The organism is Planctomycetaceae bacterium (assembly GCA_041398785.1).
GTDB lineage: Bacteria > Planctomycetota > Planctomycetia > Planctomycetales > Planctomycetaceae > JAWKUA01.
Window position 1 is genome coordinate 1 of record JAWKUA010000021.1, and the last position, 16,585, is coordinate 16,585.

At 59.8% G+C, this 16,585-nt stretch carries 11 protein-coding genes; all 11 read left to right on the plus strand.

Annotation, left to right across the window (positions count from 1 at the left end; translation table 11 throughout):
• Positions 1 to 963 (plus strand): MoxR family ATPase (locus R3C19_21065; GenBank protein ID MEZ6062842.1); only part of this gene is annotated, 963 nt, incomplete at its 5' end.
• 93 nt (positions 964 to 1,056) lie between these two features.
• A complete protein-coding gene (locus tag R3C19_21070) occupies positions 1,057 to 1,932 on the plus strand; it encodes a DUF58 domain-containing protein (protein ID MEZ6062843.1) in 876 nt (291 codons plus the stop codon).
• 224 nt (positions 1,933 to 2,156) lie between these two features.
• The gene (locus R3C19_21075; protein ID MEZ6062844.1) at positions 2,157 to 3,035 is read left to right on the plus strand and encodes a DUF4381 family protein; all 879 of its coding nucleotides are present in this window, start codon (positions 2,157 to 2,159) and stop codon (positions 3,033 to 3,035) included.
• Positions 3,035 to 4,105: a VWA domain-containing protein gene (locus R3C19_21080; GenBank protein ID MEZ6062845.1), complete on the plus strand. Its 1,071-nt coding sequence runs from the start codon at positions 3,035 to 3,037 to the stop codon at positions 4,103 to 4,105. The genes R3C19_21075 and R3C19_21080 overlap by 1 nt, the downstream gene beginning before the upstream one ends.
• Before the next feature lie 13 nt (positions 4,106 to 4,118).
• The gene (locus R3C19_21085; GenBank protein ID MEZ6062846.1) at positions 4,119 to 5,222 is read left to right on the plus strand and encodes a VWA domain-containing protein; all 1,104 of its coding nucleotides are present in this window, start codon (positions 4,119 to 4,121) and stop codon (positions 5,220 to 5,222) included.
• Between the two features lie 14 nt (positions 5,223 to 5,236).
• Complete coding sequence (locus R3C19_21090; GenBank protein ID MEZ6062847.1) at positions 5,237 to 6,391, plus strand: hypothetical protein; 1,155 nt, start codon at positions 5,237 to 5,239, stop codon at positions 6,389 to 6,391.
• Positions 6,392 to 6,548: 157 nt separating this feature from the next.
• Positions 6,549 to 9,497, plus strand: a complete 2,949-nt coding sequence (locus tag R3C19_21095) for a BatD family protein (GenBank protein ID MEZ6062848.1) — start codon at positions 6,549 to 6,551, stop codon at positions 9,495 to 9,497.
• 305 nt (positions 9,498 to 9,802) lie between these two features.
• Positions 9,803 to 11,758, plus strand: a complete 1,956-nt coding sequence (gene nadE / locus R3C19_21100; GenBank protein ID MEZ6062849.1) for an NAD(+) synthase — start codon at positions 9,803 to 9,805, stop codon at positions 11,756 to 11,758.
• Between the two features lie 349 nt (positions 11,759 to 12,107).
• Complete coding sequence (gene ftsH, locus R3C19_21105) at positions 12,108 to 14,159, plus strand: ATP-dependent zinc metalloprotease FtsH (GenBank protein MEZ6062850.1); 2,052 nt, start codon at positions 12,108 to 12,110, stop codon at positions 14,157 to 14,159.
• Between the two features lie 389 nt (positions 14,160 to 14,548).
• Positions 14,549 to 15,076: a hypothetical protein gene (locus tag R3C19_21110; GenBank protein ID MEZ6062851.1), complete on the plus strand. Its 528-nt coding sequence runs from the start codon at positions 14,549 to 14,551 to the stop codon at positions 15,074 to 15,076.
• A 523-nt stretch (positions 15,077 to 15,599) separates the two neighbouring features.
• Positions 15,600 to 16,556, plus strand: coding sequence for a hypothetical protein (locus R3C19_21115; protein MEZ6062852.1), 957 nt, complete (start codon positions 15,600 to 15,602; stop codon positions 16,554 to 16,556).
• Positions 16,557 to 16,585: the final 29 nt, after the last annotated feature.

The following is a 16,585-nucleotide window of genomic DNA, read 5'->3' on the forward strand; positions in this document are numbered from 1 at the left end:
GACAGGATCCGTGAACACAGCGAACCGTTTCGTCGGATTGTCGACCAGATCGGTCAGGTGCTGGTCGCGCAGGAACGGCTGGTGCATCGGATGCTGATCGGCCTGCTGGCGAACGGACACCTGCTTATCGAAGGCGTGCCGGGTCTGGCCAAAACGACGGCTGTCTCCAGTCTTGCCAGAGCGGTCAACACGGGTTTTCAGCGGCTGCAGTTTACACCCGACCTGTTGCCCGCGGACTTGATCGGAACGCTTGTTTATCGACCGCAGGACCAGACGTTTGTGGTGCAGAAGGGACCCATCTTTTCGAATCTGATTCTGGCCGATGAAATCAATCGGGCTCCTGCGAAGGTGCAGAGTGCTTTGCTGGAAGCCATGCAGGAACGTCAGGTCACGATCGGTTCGGAGACGTTTCCGCTGGAGGAGCCGTTTCTGGTGATGGCGACTCAAAACCCGATCGAACAGGAAGGTACCTATCAGCTTCCGGAAGCCCAGACAGATCGCTTCATGCTGAAAGTGATTGTGGACTACCCGAACCGCAGTGAGGAACTTCAGATTCTGCGGCGGATGAGCCGGACTCAGGCGAAGTTCGATATTCAGCCGGTCACTTCGCCAGCGGAAATCATGATCGCTCGAAGTCTGCTGGACGAAATCCACGTCGCGGAAGCGGTGGAGAACTACATCGTCGATCTTGTCATGGCGACGCGCAAGCCGGAAGCTTACGGGCTGAAAATTGCCGATCTGATCCAGTTCGGTGGTTCGCCGCGAGCCACCATCTACCTGACTCTGGCCGCGAAGGCCAACGCATTTCTGGCGGGCCGGGGATATGTCGTGCCGCAGGATGTCCGGGATCTGGCTGCCGACGTGCTGCGTCATCGCGTGATGATTACCTACGAAGCGGAAGCGGAAGACCGAACCAGCGATTCGATCGTCAATCAGATTCTGGAACACATTCCGGTGCCGTGACGTGATCGTGACGATGCAACCGGCGCGTTGTCCATTTCGAAGAAATGACAGGCGCAGGTTTTCGATTGGCCGAACGCATAAGCAGATAGTTCCATGATCCCTCGTGAAATCATTCGCAGAATTCGCCGCATCCAGATTCGTACGTCTCACCGAGTCGACGAACTTCTGGCCGGAACGTGGCATTCCGCGTTCAAGGGACGCGGCATTGAATTCGAAGAAGTACGTCCGTATCAGATGGGTGACGACGTGCGAGCCATTGACTGGAACGTCACCGCCCGCAGCGATCAGCCCTACGTGAAGCTGTTTCGCGAAGAACGCGAACTTGCCGTCATGCTGCTGGTCGACCTGAGCGGTTCGCAGGATTTTGGCACTCATCGGCAGACCAAACGGGATCTGGTGGCGGAACTCGGTGCGACGCTGGCCATGTCGGCGATCAGGAACAACGATCGTGTCGGTCTGACACTGTTCACCGACGAAATCGAAAAGAGCATTCCGCCTCGAAAAGGCTCACGGCATGTACTGCGACTGATCCGGGAACTGCTGTACTGCGAACTGGTCGGCAGCCGCACGAACCTGCGGCGAGTTCTGGAGCACCTGAACCGCACGGCAAAGCGGCGCACCGTGGTGTTTCTGATCAGCGATTTTCAGGACAGCGGTTTTGAATCGACGTTCCGGGTGGCTCGCCGTAAGCACGACATCATTCCCGTGGTCATCAGCGATCCTCGTGAGGGAGAAATGCCGGACGTGGGACTGGTCCGACTGCGCGATTCAGAAACGGGCGAAGTCGTGATGCTGGACACGTCCAGCCGCCGAAATCGCGACGAGTTCGCGAATCTTTACCGGCAGCAAACGGAGGCACGCGATGCCATGTTTCGCCGGCAGAAACTGGAACCGATCCACCTGACCACGGGCCACGATCTGGTTGAACCACTGCGGAAGTACTTTCACCGGCGTGAGAATCGTTCATGAACAGCTGCCGAGCAAAATCCAGCGCTCCGGCGGAACAAAATCGGTTCCGCTGGACATTGAAACGGCCTGCACGTCAGGACATCGCTGCGGCAGGGATGCGGCCGCGGCGCGCCGGTCGTCTGTGGTCGGCAATTGCCGCGGCGATCGTTTTTTCAACCGCTGTTTCACCCATCCGTGCGGATTCGCTGAGCCGCACGACGAAGGCAGGCCAGGCGGAAGCCACGGTGTTGGTATCGTCGACTTCCGTGCAGGTCGCCGAACCGTTTCGTCTGGAGCTGTCCGTGACGGCGCCCGTCGGCACAACCGTTGTTCTTCCCGCCGTGCCGCCGCAGTTGGGCGGCTTTGACGTACTCGATCAAGACGACCTGCCGGACATTCCCGCCGGCGAAGGCGAAGGTCAAAGACTGTGGACTCGACGGCTGACTCTGGACAGCATCACGTCCGGTGATCTGATGATCCCGCCACTGGAAGTTCGGATCTTCGACGGTCAGCGTTCTCAGACTCTGATGACCGAAGCGATCCCGGTCCGCGTGGTCAGTGTTCTGGAAGGCAGGTCCGATCCGACACAGTTCCGCGACATCAAGACGGTTGTGGACGTTGAAATTCCGAAAGCACCATCGCGAGCCTGGCTGTGGTGGACACTGGCGGGGATCGGCGCGTCGGCAGTGTCTGTGGCTGCGATTGTCGCGGTTCGTCGTCGTCGATCCTGGATCTCGCCGACTGACTGGGCACTGCGAGAACTGCACCGAGTTCGCAGCAGCGATGCATTGGCGGAAGCTGACAGCGAAACTGTTTTTCGGCGTCTTTCCGACATTCTGCGGAACTTTCTGGAACTGCGGTTCGACATCGCTGCTCCGGTTCTCTCGAACGATGAACTGCTGCGAACTCTGAAATCCGGAAACGACATCCGTTCCGAAGCCACTGTTCGTGCGGCCGCCGTCCTGCAATTGGCAGATCAGGTTCGCTTCGCCAGCCTGCAGCTCACGGGACCGGAACTTCTGGCGGCCGTCGACGATGCTCAGTACGTGGTCGAACACGCGGTGGACAGTGACAGGCCGCGATCCGATGTGCAATCCGCTGATCGATCGGGGGAGTTGGCGTGATGTTTCATTCTCCCTGGTACTTTATTCTCTTGCCGCTGGTTCCAGTTGTCGCATGGCGGCTGTTCGCCAGACGCCGCCTGCTCGCCGTGCGCTTCAGTTCGGTCGCACTGGCGCGGCGGATGCAGCCCACGCTTCGACAACGGCTGGTCTGGCTGCCGAATGCGTTGACAATCGCGGCGCTGCTGCTGCTGATTGTCGGAGCGGCGCGGCCGCGTGAAGGACGCGAACAGGCGGTGTCAGAAAGCGAAGGCATTGCGATCGAACTTGTCGTTGACCGCAGCGGCAGCATGCAGGCCATGGATTTTCAGATTGACGGAGAACACGTCGACCGGCTGACGGCCATCAAAAACGTAGCCGGCAAGTTCGTTTCCGGCGGTGATGGCCTGGAAGGGCGATTCAGCGATCTGGTCGGTCTGGTGACGTTCGCGGGCTACGCCGACGGCGTCACGCCTCCCACTCTGGACCATTCGTTTCTCGTGGCTCAGCTAAACAATGCTCAAATCGTCAACAGTCGCAGCGAAGACGGTACGGCCATCGGCGACGCCATTTCACTGGCCGTGGAAAAGCTAAGTGCCCTGGATGCTCGCCAAAAGAAGAAGGTGAAAAGCAAAGTCATCATTCTGCTGACAGACGGTGAAAACAACGCCGGTGAGCTCGATCCGGTCCAGGCCGCTGAACTTGCGCAGACGATGGGCATTCGGATTTACACGATCGGTGTCGGTACCCGAGGTCAGGCTCCCATGCCCGTTTCCGACCCCTTTTCCGGAAGAACAGTAATGCAATGGGTGCCGGTCAATATTGACGAAGACACGCTGACAAAAGTCGCCAATGTCACGGGCGGACAATACTTCCGTGCGACGGATACGGATTCGCTGCAGAAGGTCTATACGGAGATCGACCAAATGGAAAAGACGGCCGTCGAAGCCAGACACTATGTGGACTACCGCGAACTGGCGGTCCAGTCCTGGTTTGTTTCGGGAATGAAGCTTCCGGCGGTGTTGATGATGGCATTTGTACTACTGGCCGCTCGGCTGGTGCTGCAGCAAACCTGGCTGCGGGAATTGACATAGAAGGATGCTGTTGATGGATATCCGAATTGGCAATCCGCAGGGACTCTGGCTGCTGGCGGTCGTCGCGGCGGGAATTTTCCTGACGGTGTTCGCGCTGCTGCGTCGACATCGTGCGGAGCGACGGTTCGCATCCTCCGGCATGCGCAGGGAGCTGCTTCCGCCGAATGTGGTGTCGCGGCACGTGATTTCAGCAGTTCTGGTGTCCGGAAGTTTGTCGCTGTTGAGCATCGCGGTGATGGATATTCGCTGGGGACAGACATGGACCGACGTGCCTCAGAAAGGCATCGAAGTCATGTTTGTGCTGGATGTGTCACGCAGCATGCTGGCCGAAGACGTCGCGCCGAATCGCCTTGGTCGGGCGAAGCAGCAGATCCTGGACATGCTGGACGAAATGGCAGGGGACCGAGTGGGACTTGTCGTGTTTGCCGGGGAAACTCGGCAGGCCGTTCCGTTGACGAGTCACTACGAAGACTTCAAACAGACACTGGATTCCGTCGGTCCTCAAACGGTTCGTCGCGGTGGTTCGCGGCTGGGCGATGCCATACAGGCTGCTGCCGGCGGGTTTCTCAGCAAGACGAACGATCACAAGGCGATCGTCATTTTCACCGACGGTGAAGATCAGGAGAGCCAGCCGCTGGAAGTCGCCAGGCAGGTTCACAGCGACCTGGGAATCCGGATCTTCACGGTCGGGCTGGGCGACATGCAGCATGGAGCGCGAATCCCTGAAACGACTGACGGACGCGGCGGATATGTCCAGTACGAAGGGCAACAGGTATGGTCAAAAATGAACGGCAGTATTCTGAGTCAGATTGCGACGGAAACGGATGGTGCCTGGATTCCTGCGGGAACCCGGCGAGTCAACATGGCGGACGTGTATCATGGATATGTGGCAAGCGTGGAACAGACCGCGTTCGAAACTGCCCGAATCAATTCCTATATCCCGAGGTTCCAGTGGTTTGCTGTGCCGGCAATTGCTCTGTTGTTGATTGAAGTCTGGGTTTCGACGCGTCCGGCCGGGATCACGGGGCGGCGTGGAAGCCACCGGATGTCACCATCCCGTGGCCGGCAGACGTCAACGGAGTCAGCGGCTTCAGAGAGAGCGGCACAGGTTGCGTAGTGGAGTCCGGAGATATGCATAATCTTTTTCCAAAGCACCATCCGTTCCGTGGCGTTGTGATGCTGGTCGCGGCAGTCACCGGCATTTCCGCGGCTGCGATGGCGGAAGAAGATGCGGTGCCGGTGGCCGAACAGATTAACGCCGCCAACGTGATGCTGCGCGACGGTCAGATTGACGAGGCCATCAACGCGTATCAGCGAATCTCCACGCCGCAGGAACACCATGATGAGCTGAACTACAACCTTGCTGTCGCGGAGTATCGCAAGGGCCATCTTGATTCGGCCGAGCAGCGCTTTCGGGAGGTTTCCGGGTCTGCGAGTTCGGACGTTGCCGCGAAGAGTCGCTACAACCTTGGAAATTGTGCGTATGCCAGGGCACTGCAACTGGTCGAAGGCGATCGGCCGGCGGCGATCGACATCCTTCGCGAGGCGATTTCGCACTATCGAAGCTCACTGCGGATCGACCCGAACAACACTGACGCCCGGGCAAACATCGAATTGGCGGCAGAGCTGATCCGGAAGCTTCAACAGGAAGAGGAGGAGCAGGAACAGAGGACCAACAGAACCAGCAGCAGGAAAGACCGGGACAAGAGCGAACAGGACAAGCAAAACGACCAGCAGGAGCAGCAGCAGCAGGAGCAACAGCAACAGCAGGAATCGGAATCGCAGAGCGACGACTCGCAGAAAGACCAGTCGCAGCAAAATCAGGATCGGAAGGATGACCGGCAGCAGCAATCCGACGCGGGACAGTCCGATTCGGAATCGAATGACAAGGAAAGTTCGAAGCAGGACACAGAATCCGATTCCAATAGTCCGAAGCCGCAGGATTCGAAGCCCGATTCATCCAGCGAACCCGGCGAGCAGCAACAGGAACAATCGCACCGTGAATCTGATGACAAGCAACAACAGCAGCAAGAGTCTTCGGAGCAGCGTTCTCAATCAAAGGCGCCGACACCCGGTTCCGAACGGACGCAGGCAAAGGACATGCGACAGGAATCCGGTGGTCGTCAGAGACCCGAAGACGAATCGGCAAAGAACGATGGCGAATCACCGGACAAGCCCGTTCCCACCGGTGAGCCACCGCGGCGGATCAGCAGCAGGACGACATCCCGAATGCGGTTCCTTCGCGGAATTTCGGGAGAGCGGGAACGAAGGCCTGATGACTCGTGAGGAAGCGATGAAGATGCTGCAGGCGGTCCGCGACCGGGACATGATTCGTCGATTGCGTTTGCAGTGCCGCGAACGCATGCGACAGGTCCCCGTGGACCGCGACTGGTAACGGGGAATGCAGGTCGAGTCCTGAGTGAACCGGGTCATGGAGCAAAACATGTTGAAGCAAATACGAATTATGCTCAGCGGCATCATTCACGTCGTGCTGCTGCTGTGCGGCATGGCGACGGTCGCGGCGGCGGGGGACGTGGAAGCTCGCCTTTCCGCTCGGGAAGCGTTTGTCGGCATGCCCGTTGTTCTGCAGTTGTCAATCAACAATGCCGCCGATTATGAGCAGCCTGCAATGCCCGGCATTGATGGCTGCGACATCCGGTCGGCGGGAAACCCGTCGCAGAGCTCACGGGTCACGGTCATCAACGGTCGGCGCAGTGAAAGTCGCAGCGTGACAATGCAGTATCTGATCACACCTCGGCGGGAAGGTACGTTTGAGATCCCGTCCATCAGCGTCAAAGTCGACGGTCGCGACATGCAGACGGCGCCGCTGAGGTTTGTCGCAACGAAAAGTGAAACCGGCGACCTGCTGTTCGTCGAAGTTGACGGAGGCGGAGAAAAGGTATTCGTCGGAGAACCGCTGGAACTGACTCTGAAGATCTGGCTGAAACCGTATCGCGACGCCGAACACAACGTCACGCTTTCGGAAGGCAGCATGTGGCAGATGATTTCTGACCAGACCTTGTGGGGAAGTTTTGCGGAACGGCTGACGGAACTTTCCGAAAACAACCAGCGTCCCGCGGGGCAGGAAGTGTTGCGGGACGACGCACAGGGCAATCCGCGCAGTTATTATCTGTACGAGATCACGGCGACCATTTATCCGAAGCGTCCCGGCCGGATCGATGCCGATGACGTGCAGATCGTGGTCAACTATCCGACGGCGCTGGGCCGATCACGCGATCCGTTTGCCGGATTCTTCGATGACAGCGCGTTTGGCCGACGTTCACCGCTGTCGCAGATGCTAAGCGACGATCTGTTTGGTTCGAGGCTGGGAAGTCGGTTGACTGTCACATCAGCGCGGCCGATCGTTGGTGAAGCCACCGTGGATGCGACGGAAGTCGTGCCCGTGCCGACCGAAGGACGTCCGCCGGACTACCGCGGCGCCGTGGGTCGCTATGGAATTCTGACGCAGGCGACGCCGACGTCCGTCAGCGCGGGAGACGCGATTACGCTGAACATCGGCATCACCGGAACCGGACCGATGGAACTCGTGCAGGCTCCTCCGCTGTCGGAACTGCCGGCGCTGACTGCTGATTTCAAAGTTGCCGACCAGTCGCTGGCGGGATTCGTCCAGGACAACACGAAGCTGTTCTCCACCACGATTCGGCCGCTCCGCGAAGGGATCACTCAGATTCCCGCCATTCCGTTCAGCTACTTCGATCCTGATACCGGCACGTACGAAACGGCGATGAGTGATCCGATTGCGATCACCGTCACGAAATCGGAAACGCTGTCGCTGGACGCCATCGTCGGTGTTCGTGCGGGTCATGCTGAGAACGGCGACGACACATCCGCTGCAGGTGCCAGCCCAAAACCCGACTTCACCAACGACAATTCCGAACGTGCGCTGCTGATGCAGACTTCGGCCGGACACGGCATCTGGTGGTGGTATTTCGTGATCATTCCGCCGGGCATCTGGCTTTCGGTCCTGCTGGCCCGCAGCGCCCGCCGGTTCGACGGGCTGCTGCCTGAGCTGTTGTCACCTCGGAAACGCTGCCTGAAGGACCTGGCCGGCGCCCGGCAGCCGTCAGCGATCACGCAGGCACTGGTGAGGTATATTATACTGGCCGCGGCGAACGCTGATACTTTTCGCACTTCTTCATGCCGCGAGCCAGAATACCTCAATTTGACCCGCTCGGGGTATAATCGTCGGATCAGGCAAAGCTGCTCTACCGCCGACAGCGCGGTTGGAGTGCTGAGGACAACCGGGCTGGCTTCCGTTGCGAATTCCGTGGAAGAATTCTTCGAACGCTGCGAAAGGCTGCGCTTCACGGAAGATGATTCCTCGGCGCTGGACGAATTTCGGCGGTCGGCCCGTGAACTTGTCGACCAAATTGAGAACGCGGTTCATGACGCGGGACGAACGCGAGTACGTGGTTCGACACGGCGTGCTGGCGATCCGGGCCGCGGAATTCGGCGACTCGGCCGTACAGGACAGCAAACCACCGGAATCCTGCTGGCGGTACTGGTTTCGCTTGCGGGAACGAACGCTTTCGCTGTGGACACTGCCCATGACGGCCGTGTGACGCTGACGAAACCGCAGCAACAGGCGGTATTAAAGGAAGCGGGAGAGCTGTATTCGAACGCCGTGGAAATCGGCGACGCCAACTCGCTCGACGCGCGGGACCTGTTTGCGAAAGCGGCGGCGAAATACCAACTGCTGCTCGACACCGGAATTCGCAACAGCGTGCTGTACCGGAACCTCGGCAACGCGTACCTGCAGAGTGGCGAACCGGGGCGAGCGATCGCCAGCTACGAACGCGCCGCGGTGCTGGATTCGTCCGATTCTCAATTGATGCAGAATCTGAAGTTCGCACGGTCGCTGGTGAGCGATGTGACGAGGGACAAATCTCCCGCAGACTCCGGCAATGACGGAGGGATGATTTCGTTGCGGTCGATCGCGGACGGTGCCAGAGCCGAGAATTCGGAACTCATCAGCGTGGTTGGATTGAACGTGGTGCTCTGGCTGGTGGTGCTGTCGTCGGTTGCCTTCTGGGGCATCCAGGTCGCTCGCGCGGCGGGAATTCGGCGGGTTTCATTTCGGTTCGCAGTGTTGCCGCTGGTGTTGCTGGCTGTCTCGCTGACGTCAGCCATTCTGGCGACGACGTCGTCCGCCGCGCGGGGTGACGGGATCGTTGTCGTCAACACCCTGACACTGCGTGCCGGTGACGGTTCGAATTTCGATTCGCTGCAGTCACTTGAGAACGCCGTGGGCAGCCGAGTGACGATTCTTGCGGGTCGAGGACCATGGCTTCGCGTGCAGACTCGCGACGGTCAGACCGGATGGGTCCCCGCGAATCATGTTGAGCCCATTTTTCCGACCAACAATGGATAGCCGGAGCGAGCGTATTTCCGGGAGGGCGAGGCTCCCGCCGAGCCGCGTGCCAGAGGACGCCCGATCGCGGCAGCGGCTCGGCGGGAGCCTCGCCCTCCCGAGGGTTGATCGAATACGGAACGACGATGGCACGACCGACGTGGCAGCATGTCCCATAACGCTTTCCGACGGCTGCGCCGCACAACTTCTTCGAAGATGTGGTACCCGGTTGGATCGCGCACAGAATATGATCTGTCTGGTCCGGCGTTGGTTACCACTCCACAACCCGCCGATTCCTGCTTGTCGTCAATGAAAGTCAGTTGCCCATGAGACAACTTCGGCTGGGAGCCGCCATCCTGAACCAGACGCCCCTGGACTGGCCGGGGAACACGGAACGGATACGGTCGGCCATCCGGAAGGCTCGCGAACTTGGTGTCAGCGTGCTGTGTCTGCCGGAGCTGTGCATCACCGGATACGGCTGCGAAGACATGTTCCTGTCGCCTCATGTCTGGAAAACGGCCTGGAATTGTCTGCAGCAGATTGTCCCGGAAACCGGCGGCATGGTGCTGTCCATCGGCCTGCCGCTGTACGTCACAAATGGTGTCTACAACGCGGCGTGTGTGGTGGCCGACGGGCGGATCGCGGGCTTCGTTCCGAAGCAGCATCTGGCCGGAGACGGGCTGCACTACGAACCGCGCTGGTTTCGTCCGTGGCCGGCGGAAGTCATCAGTGAATATCACCACGACGGTAACCGCTGGCCGATCGGTGATCTGATCTTTGAATGCGGCGGTATCCGGATCGGGTTCGAAATCTGCGAAGACGCCTGGGTCGCGGGCCGGCCGGGCAATCGCATGGCGGAATGCGGTGTCGACGTGATCCTGAATCCGAGTGCCAGTCACTTTGCGTTCGGCAAGCATGAAATCCGCAAGCGGTTCGTGCTGGAAGGATCGCGGGCGTTCGGAGTCAGCTACGTCTATGCAAACCTTGTCGGCAACGAAGCCGGGCGAGCGATCTATGATGGAGGAGCATTGATCGCGGCCTCCGGCAATCTGATCGCGGCCGGACCGCGGTTCGGTTTTCGCGAAGTGGACGTGACGGCTGTTGATGTCGATGTCGACCTGACACGTTCCCGGCGAGCCGCCATTCATTCGATGTCCGCCGATGTCAGCGACGATGTGCACGACCGAATTGCTGCGATTCCCGGACGTCTGGCTGAACCTTCCGGACAAATCAATCCGCCGACAACCGCGCCTGCGGAATCGGAGTTCGCGGAGTTCACACAGGCGATCTCGCTGGCATTGTTCGACTACATGCGCAAGAGTTGTTCGAACGGTTTTGTCGTCAGCATGAGCGGCGGCGCGGATTCTTCGGCCTGCGCGTGTCTGGTGCGGTGCATGGTTCAGCGAGCCCTCGCGGATCTGGGACCGGATGGGTTTCGCGACCGCCTGAGTCATATGGCCGACCTGACGCCGACAATCGACGCGGCCATGCAGCGGCTGTTCACGGGCGTTTACCAGTCGACTCGCAATAGTTCGGAAACAACGCGTGGCGCGGCGGAATCCGTAACTCGCGCGGTCGGCGGTCGCTATCTGGAACTGGACGTCGACAGTCTGGTGCTGGATTACACGTCTTTGATTGAATCCGCGATTGGCACACGTCTGAACTGGCAACAGCACGATCTGACGCTGCAAAACATCCAGGCTCGCACGCGGTCGCCTTCGGTCTGGATGCTGGCGAATTTGAACAACGCTCTGCTGCTGTCCACGAGCAATCGTTCCGAGGCGGCCGTCGGGTATGCCACGATGGACGGCGACACCAGCGGAGGACTGAGCCCCATCGCAGGCATCGACAAGGCGTTTCTGCGTGAGTGGCTGCGAATCATGGAGACGGACGGCGCCGCGGGCTGCGATCCGATTCCGGCTCTGAACCTGGTGAATCGGCAGCAACCCACCGCCGAACTCCGGCCGAGCGAATTCGAGCAGACCGACGAAGGCGATCTGATGCCCTACCCTCTGCTGGACGAAATCGAAGGGCTGGCCATTCGCGACAAACTCAGCCCTGCCGAAGTGCTGACAACACTGGCCGCACAGGATACCGGGTATTCTCGGGAGCAGCTTACGGAATGGGTCCGGAGATTTTTCCGGCTTTGGTCTCGCAACCAATGGAAACGCGAACGGTACGCTCCGTCGTTTCACGTCGACGACAAGAACCTGGATCCCAAAACCTGGTGCCGCTTCCCGATTCTTTCCGGCGGGTTCCAGTCGGAACTGTCGGAGCTTTAGAGTCCCGCGTGCTCACATTCGTGTTCCGCGCGCATCTGTTGAACCGTGTGCCGGGACGTTTCGGGCACGTTTGGCTCGTTTTCCCGGATTTTCCAGCCTTCGCGATTGTCACGAGCGACGGGGTTGTCGGACGGCGACCGGCCAGCATGACGCTTTGTTCCGCCGGCCTTTATTGACCACAATCAGGCGCAGGTCTACAGTTGGACGCCTGCTTTAGCGTTCCCTGCAATCTCATCGCTGCGTCGACACCACGGGTGGCCTGGAATGATGTTTTCCGGTTCGCGGCCTGAAGAAGAAGGGAGTCCACCTCGTTTCGCCGCTGCCGGAAGAATTCCCCTTGGGGTCATGAATGTCTGATCGACCAGGAAAAGCGCCCCGTAAGCCACCGACTCCAGGCAAGGATCCCCGCAAGGAACGCAACCAGTCCAACGCGTTCTGGTACCTGTTGGTGCTGGGTGTGATCGGCCTGGTGACGTTCTCGACGTTAAGCCGCGGAAACCGGGGCGAAAAGATGGAACTCAGCGAGTTCCGTCGGCAGGTACGGTCCGGCGAGCAGAACAAGGGCAACGTCCACGAACTGACCATCGGTCCGACGGAAATGTCGTGGCAGAACAAGCCGGCCGATGAGGTCAAGGAACACGGCACCGCCGGTCTGAAACGCCATTACGTCGGCATGTGGGGCATGGGCGACGAATCGATCCGCGACCTGGAACGGCTGCTTGAAGAGAACGAAATTCAGTACACCGGAGCCGTCACGCCGTCCCCGTGGACGGAAGCTCTGCCGATGCTGATGATGATTGTGCTGATGATTGTGCTGTTCTTCTTTCTGATGCGACGGCTGGGAGGCACAGGTTCCGCGATGTCGTTCGGGCGCAGCCGCGGACGGCTTTACGCTCAGGAAGACGTCAACGTCACGTTCGAGGACGTTGCCGGAATCGACGAAGCTGTTGAAGAACTGAAGGAAGTTGTTGAGTTCCTGAAGACGCCGCAGAAGTACCAGGCGCTGGGCGGTCGCATTCCGCGAGGAGTCCTGCTGGTGGGGCCTCCCGGAACCGGCAAAACGATGCTGGCCAAAGCCGTCGCCGGAGAAGCGGGAGTCCCGTTCTTCGGTCTGTCCGGATCGGACTTCGTGGAAATGTACGTCGGCGTCGGAGCCGCTCGCGTGCGCGACATGTTCCAGCAGGCTCTGCAGCGTTCACCGTCGATCATTTTCATCGACGAACTTGACGCCCTGGGCAAGGTTCGCGGCAGCGGAGCCCCCGGCGGACACGATGAGCGCGAACAGACTCTGAACGCGCTGCTGGTGGAAATGGACGGATTCGGCACCGATCAGAGTGTGATCGTGATGGGAGCTACCAACCGGCCCGAAACGCTGGACCCGGCTCTGATGCGGCCCGGACGATTCGACCGGCATGTGCTTGTGGATCGGCCGGACATCAAAGGCCGCGAAGCGATCCTGAAAGTCCATTCGCAGCGCATCAAGATGTCCGACGATGTCGATATGGCACGACTGGCAAAACTGACGCCGGGGTTTGTCGGAGCCGATCTGGCCAATCTCGTCAATGAAGCCGCGCTGCTGTCGGCTCGCCGCGGCGATAAACGCGTCACGATGAAGGCGTTCGAAGACGGCATCGAGCGAGTCATGGCGGGGCTGGAAAAGACGTCTCGCATTATCATCGACGAAGTCAAGAAGCGAGTCGCCTGCCACGAATCCGGCCATGCTCTGGTGGCGGCCAGCCTGCCCAATACCGATCCCGTCCACAAGATTTCCATCATCCCGCGCGGTATGGGCGCGCTGGGTTACATGCTGCAACTGCCCGAAGACGAACGTGACCTGCTGACTCAGTCGGAATTGAACTGTCGCATCGCCGTGCTGCTGGGCGGCATCGCGGCCGAGCAGATCGTTTACAGCGAAACGTCAACCGGCGCACAGAACGACCTGCAGCGAGCCACCGATATGGCTCGACGGATGGTCACGGAATTCGGCATGAGCCCGCGGATGGGCCGCATGTTCTACAGCGAATCGCAGCGGTCGCCGTTCCTGACCGGTTCCGGCACGCTGGTCCGGGAATCCGTTCACAGCGAAGAAACGCTGCGGGAAATCGACCTGGAAGTCAAACGTCTGGTCGATGAAGCCTACCGCACCGCCTACGAAACGCTGACGTCTCAGCGCGCAACGCTGGATGATCTCAGCAGCGTGCTGTTCGAACGCGAAACGATGACCGCCGAGCAAATGCATAAGATCATCGACGCGCATCATGTCGGGCCGAAGATCGTTCCTGGAACGTCCGCCGCATTGCTGGATTCTCCTGACGAGCCGCGGGACTCCGGCACGACCGAGTCTGATGAATTCGCCGCGTCGCCAGGCAGAGACATCGCCGACGGAACGAGCGCTTCGTAGCGAGACCGTTTGCGGCGCATGTAACAAGTCTTCGAAGTCGGCTTTTCGACTGCAGAGCCGCGTGTGCCGGAGAACGCTCGATTTGGCAGCGGCGCGGCAGGACACTCGCCATCCAGTTTGCCGCGCGCATGCGAACAGTCAATACCCGGATGACCAGGCACGTTCCCTCAGTTTCTGACGTAGAGTAACTGACGCGGCATTGCGTCGGACCACGCGAGCGGCCATTTGGATAGACTCCTGAAGAATCAATCGCTCGTTGCAGGGACGCTTGACGGTAAGGCGGAATGAGACCGGTGCGAAGCGTGAGTTGCCGAAAAGACTTTTCCGCCGTCAAGCTTCGACCCGTACTCATCGCCTGCGTTGATTTGTGATCACCGGGAAATTCGAATATGACGATCAGAGCGAACGTGAGAATCCTGACGACCTGCGCGGCGTTTGCATTAAGCGTTTGCGGCGCCGTGCCGGTCGGGGCGAGCGCTTCCGACGGCATTCCGTCGCGCGCTGCATCGGACGGCGATCTTTCGTTTGCGTCGGAACTGTGGAAGTCGGAATTTCTGGGTTCTTCCGATGTTGCCGACGGTTCCGCCGTGCTCGTTCAAGATGCAGCGACCGCGGTTGAGTCTCAGAACCCGGACCAGAACCCCATCGGACCTCACGCACAGCAACTCTTGATTTCGGCGGCTCTGGAGTCAATCAGTGAATCCGCTTCCGCGGTCGACGCAGCGGCGGAAGAAGCCGGCGAGCCTTCCGATCGCGGCTCTGCTCCGCTCAGCGCCTGGCAGATTGCCACGGCAAAAGCGGAGGGTACTCCTCGTCTGACGACCGAGAACGCAGGCGGTCCCACTCTGACTGTGTATCTGGTCGGGCTGGTTGCCGTGATCGTTCTTGGCGGCACGCTGTTGTCAGGCCGCGAATAGCGCGTCGTCAGCGTGGGATTGGTGGATTGTGCGAGAGCCTGTCGGATGTCGGCATTTCTCAAGCCAACCTGACGATCCGCCAGCGATGTCCTGGAGCGCAATCATCCGGCATCGCTTTGGATTTCGCGGAACTGTCGAATTCGGAGCCGTCGTTTGATCCATCTGAAATCGCCAACCGTGTGAAACCCAAAGCGGCGACCAGCGGCCGCACTCCAAAGTGCGTCGGTCGCAGGTTTGAATTCGTCAAGTGCTGCCCGGTGGCAGGTGGGCATGCGTCCCGCAAACTTTCGCGAATCGGCACGGGGAACCTACACCGGACGAGTTCTGTCGTCCGTTCGCTCGCCGCGTTCTGCTGCGATACAGTGTCCCCGTGGCAGGTTTTTTGTTGCGATTCGGAAGAATTCGGCGATAAACTCCGTAACTACACGGATTTTCACCGGAAGAACTCGTTTCCGAACTCCGACAGGCTGGATGACCGGCCGCGCGGAACCCATTAGCCAGACCCTTCAACAGGAGTTCACCCATGCGACTGCAACGGCGTCGTGAATTTGCAATCTTCGGTGTCCTGGCAGCATTGCTGCTGGCCACCGCGACGGTTCAGGCCGAATCTCGTCGTGAGCGGAACCGGTCTTCGCGCAACACCATTGTGCGGAATCCCCGCTTCGACCCCGCGGCAGAACGCGTGGGACTGTTTGACGGAATGAAATCCGGACAGTTCACGACCAAAGTCATCGCCCGGGATTCTCACGAAGGTCTGGTGCGTGTCACCAACACGACCGACGAGACTCTGAACGTGGAACTGCCGCAATCGTTTGTCGCGGTGCAGGTCGTGAAGCAGCTTGGCGGTGGATTTGGTGGTGGCGGTCTTGGCGGCGGTGGTCTTGGTGGCGGTGGACTCGGCGGTGGCGGGGGACTCGGCGGCCAGGGCGGTCAGCAGCAGGCAACCGGCGGCGGATTCGGTGGTCAGGGCGGTGGTGGTCTTGGCGGTGGTGGACTCGGCGGCGGCGGCTTCGGGCAGGGCGGCTTCGGCGGCCAGGGCGGCGGCGGCAACCTTCTTTCGATTCCGCCTGAAAAGACTCTTGAAGTTCCCTTCGTTTCCGCTTGTCTGGAACACGGCAAGAAGGAACCCCATCCGGGCGTCGAATACACGATCATTCCGGTTGCGGAATACACTGACAATCCGCTGCTCGCGGAACTCATCAGCCTGGTTGGTACCGGGCAGTTGAATCCCCACATCGCTCAGGCAGCCATCTGGAATACGTCTGACAACATGAGCTGGCAGGAACTGGGTTCGAAGGTTGTCTACGGCCTTCGCGGCGAAGTCGCACCGTACTTCTCGGCTGCCGAACTGCAGCAGGCTCAGGTTCTGTCCGCAACGGCTCTGGGCCGCGTGCGTGAACGAGCAATCGCCGCAAAGGAAAACGGTGAATCTCCGGAACCCGCCACGGAAGCGGTAACGACCTCAACGCGAGTTCGCTAGAGACCAGAATACTTCAATCCGCCGCGGCA

Excerpts from the sequence above, each read along its gene's own strand:
- nadE (MEZ6062849.1), top strand. The coding sequence starts at position 9,803 with ATGAGACAACTTCGGCTGGGAGCCGCCATCCTGAACCAGACGCCCCTG.
- R3C19_21070 (MEZ6062843.1), top strand. The coding sequence starts at position 1,057 with ATGATCCCTCGTGAAATCATTCGCAGAATTCGCCGCATCCAGATTCGT.
- ftsH (MEZ6062850.1), top strand. The coding sequence starts at position 12,108 with ATGTCTGATCGACCAGGAAAAGCGCCCCGTAAGCCACCGACTCCAGGC.
- R3C19_21085 (MEZ6062846.1), top strand. The coding sequence starts at position 4,119 with ATGGATATCCGAATTGGCAATCCGCAGGGACTCTGGCTGCTGGCGGTC.
- R3C19_21080 (MEZ6062845.1), top strand. The coding sequence starts at position 3,035 with ATGTTTCATTCTCCCTGGTACTTTATTCTCTTGCCGCTGGTTCCAGTT.
- R3C19_21115 (MEZ6062852.1), top strand. The coding sequence starts at position 15,600 with ATGCGACTGCAACGGCGTCGTGAATTTGCAATCTTCGGTGTCCTGGCA.
- R3C19_21095 (MEZ6062848.1), top strand. The coding sequence starts at position 6,549 with ATGTTGAAGCAAATACGAATTATGCTCAGCGGCATCATTCACGTCGTG.
- R3C19_21110 (MEZ6062851.1), top strand. The coding sequence starts at position 14,549 with ATGACGATCAGAGCGAACGTGAGAATCCTGACGACCTGCGCGGCGTTT.
- R3C19_21090 (MEZ6062847.1), top strand. The coding sequence starts at position 5,237 with ATGCATAATCTTTTTCCAAAGCACCATCCGTTCCGTGGCGTTGTGATG.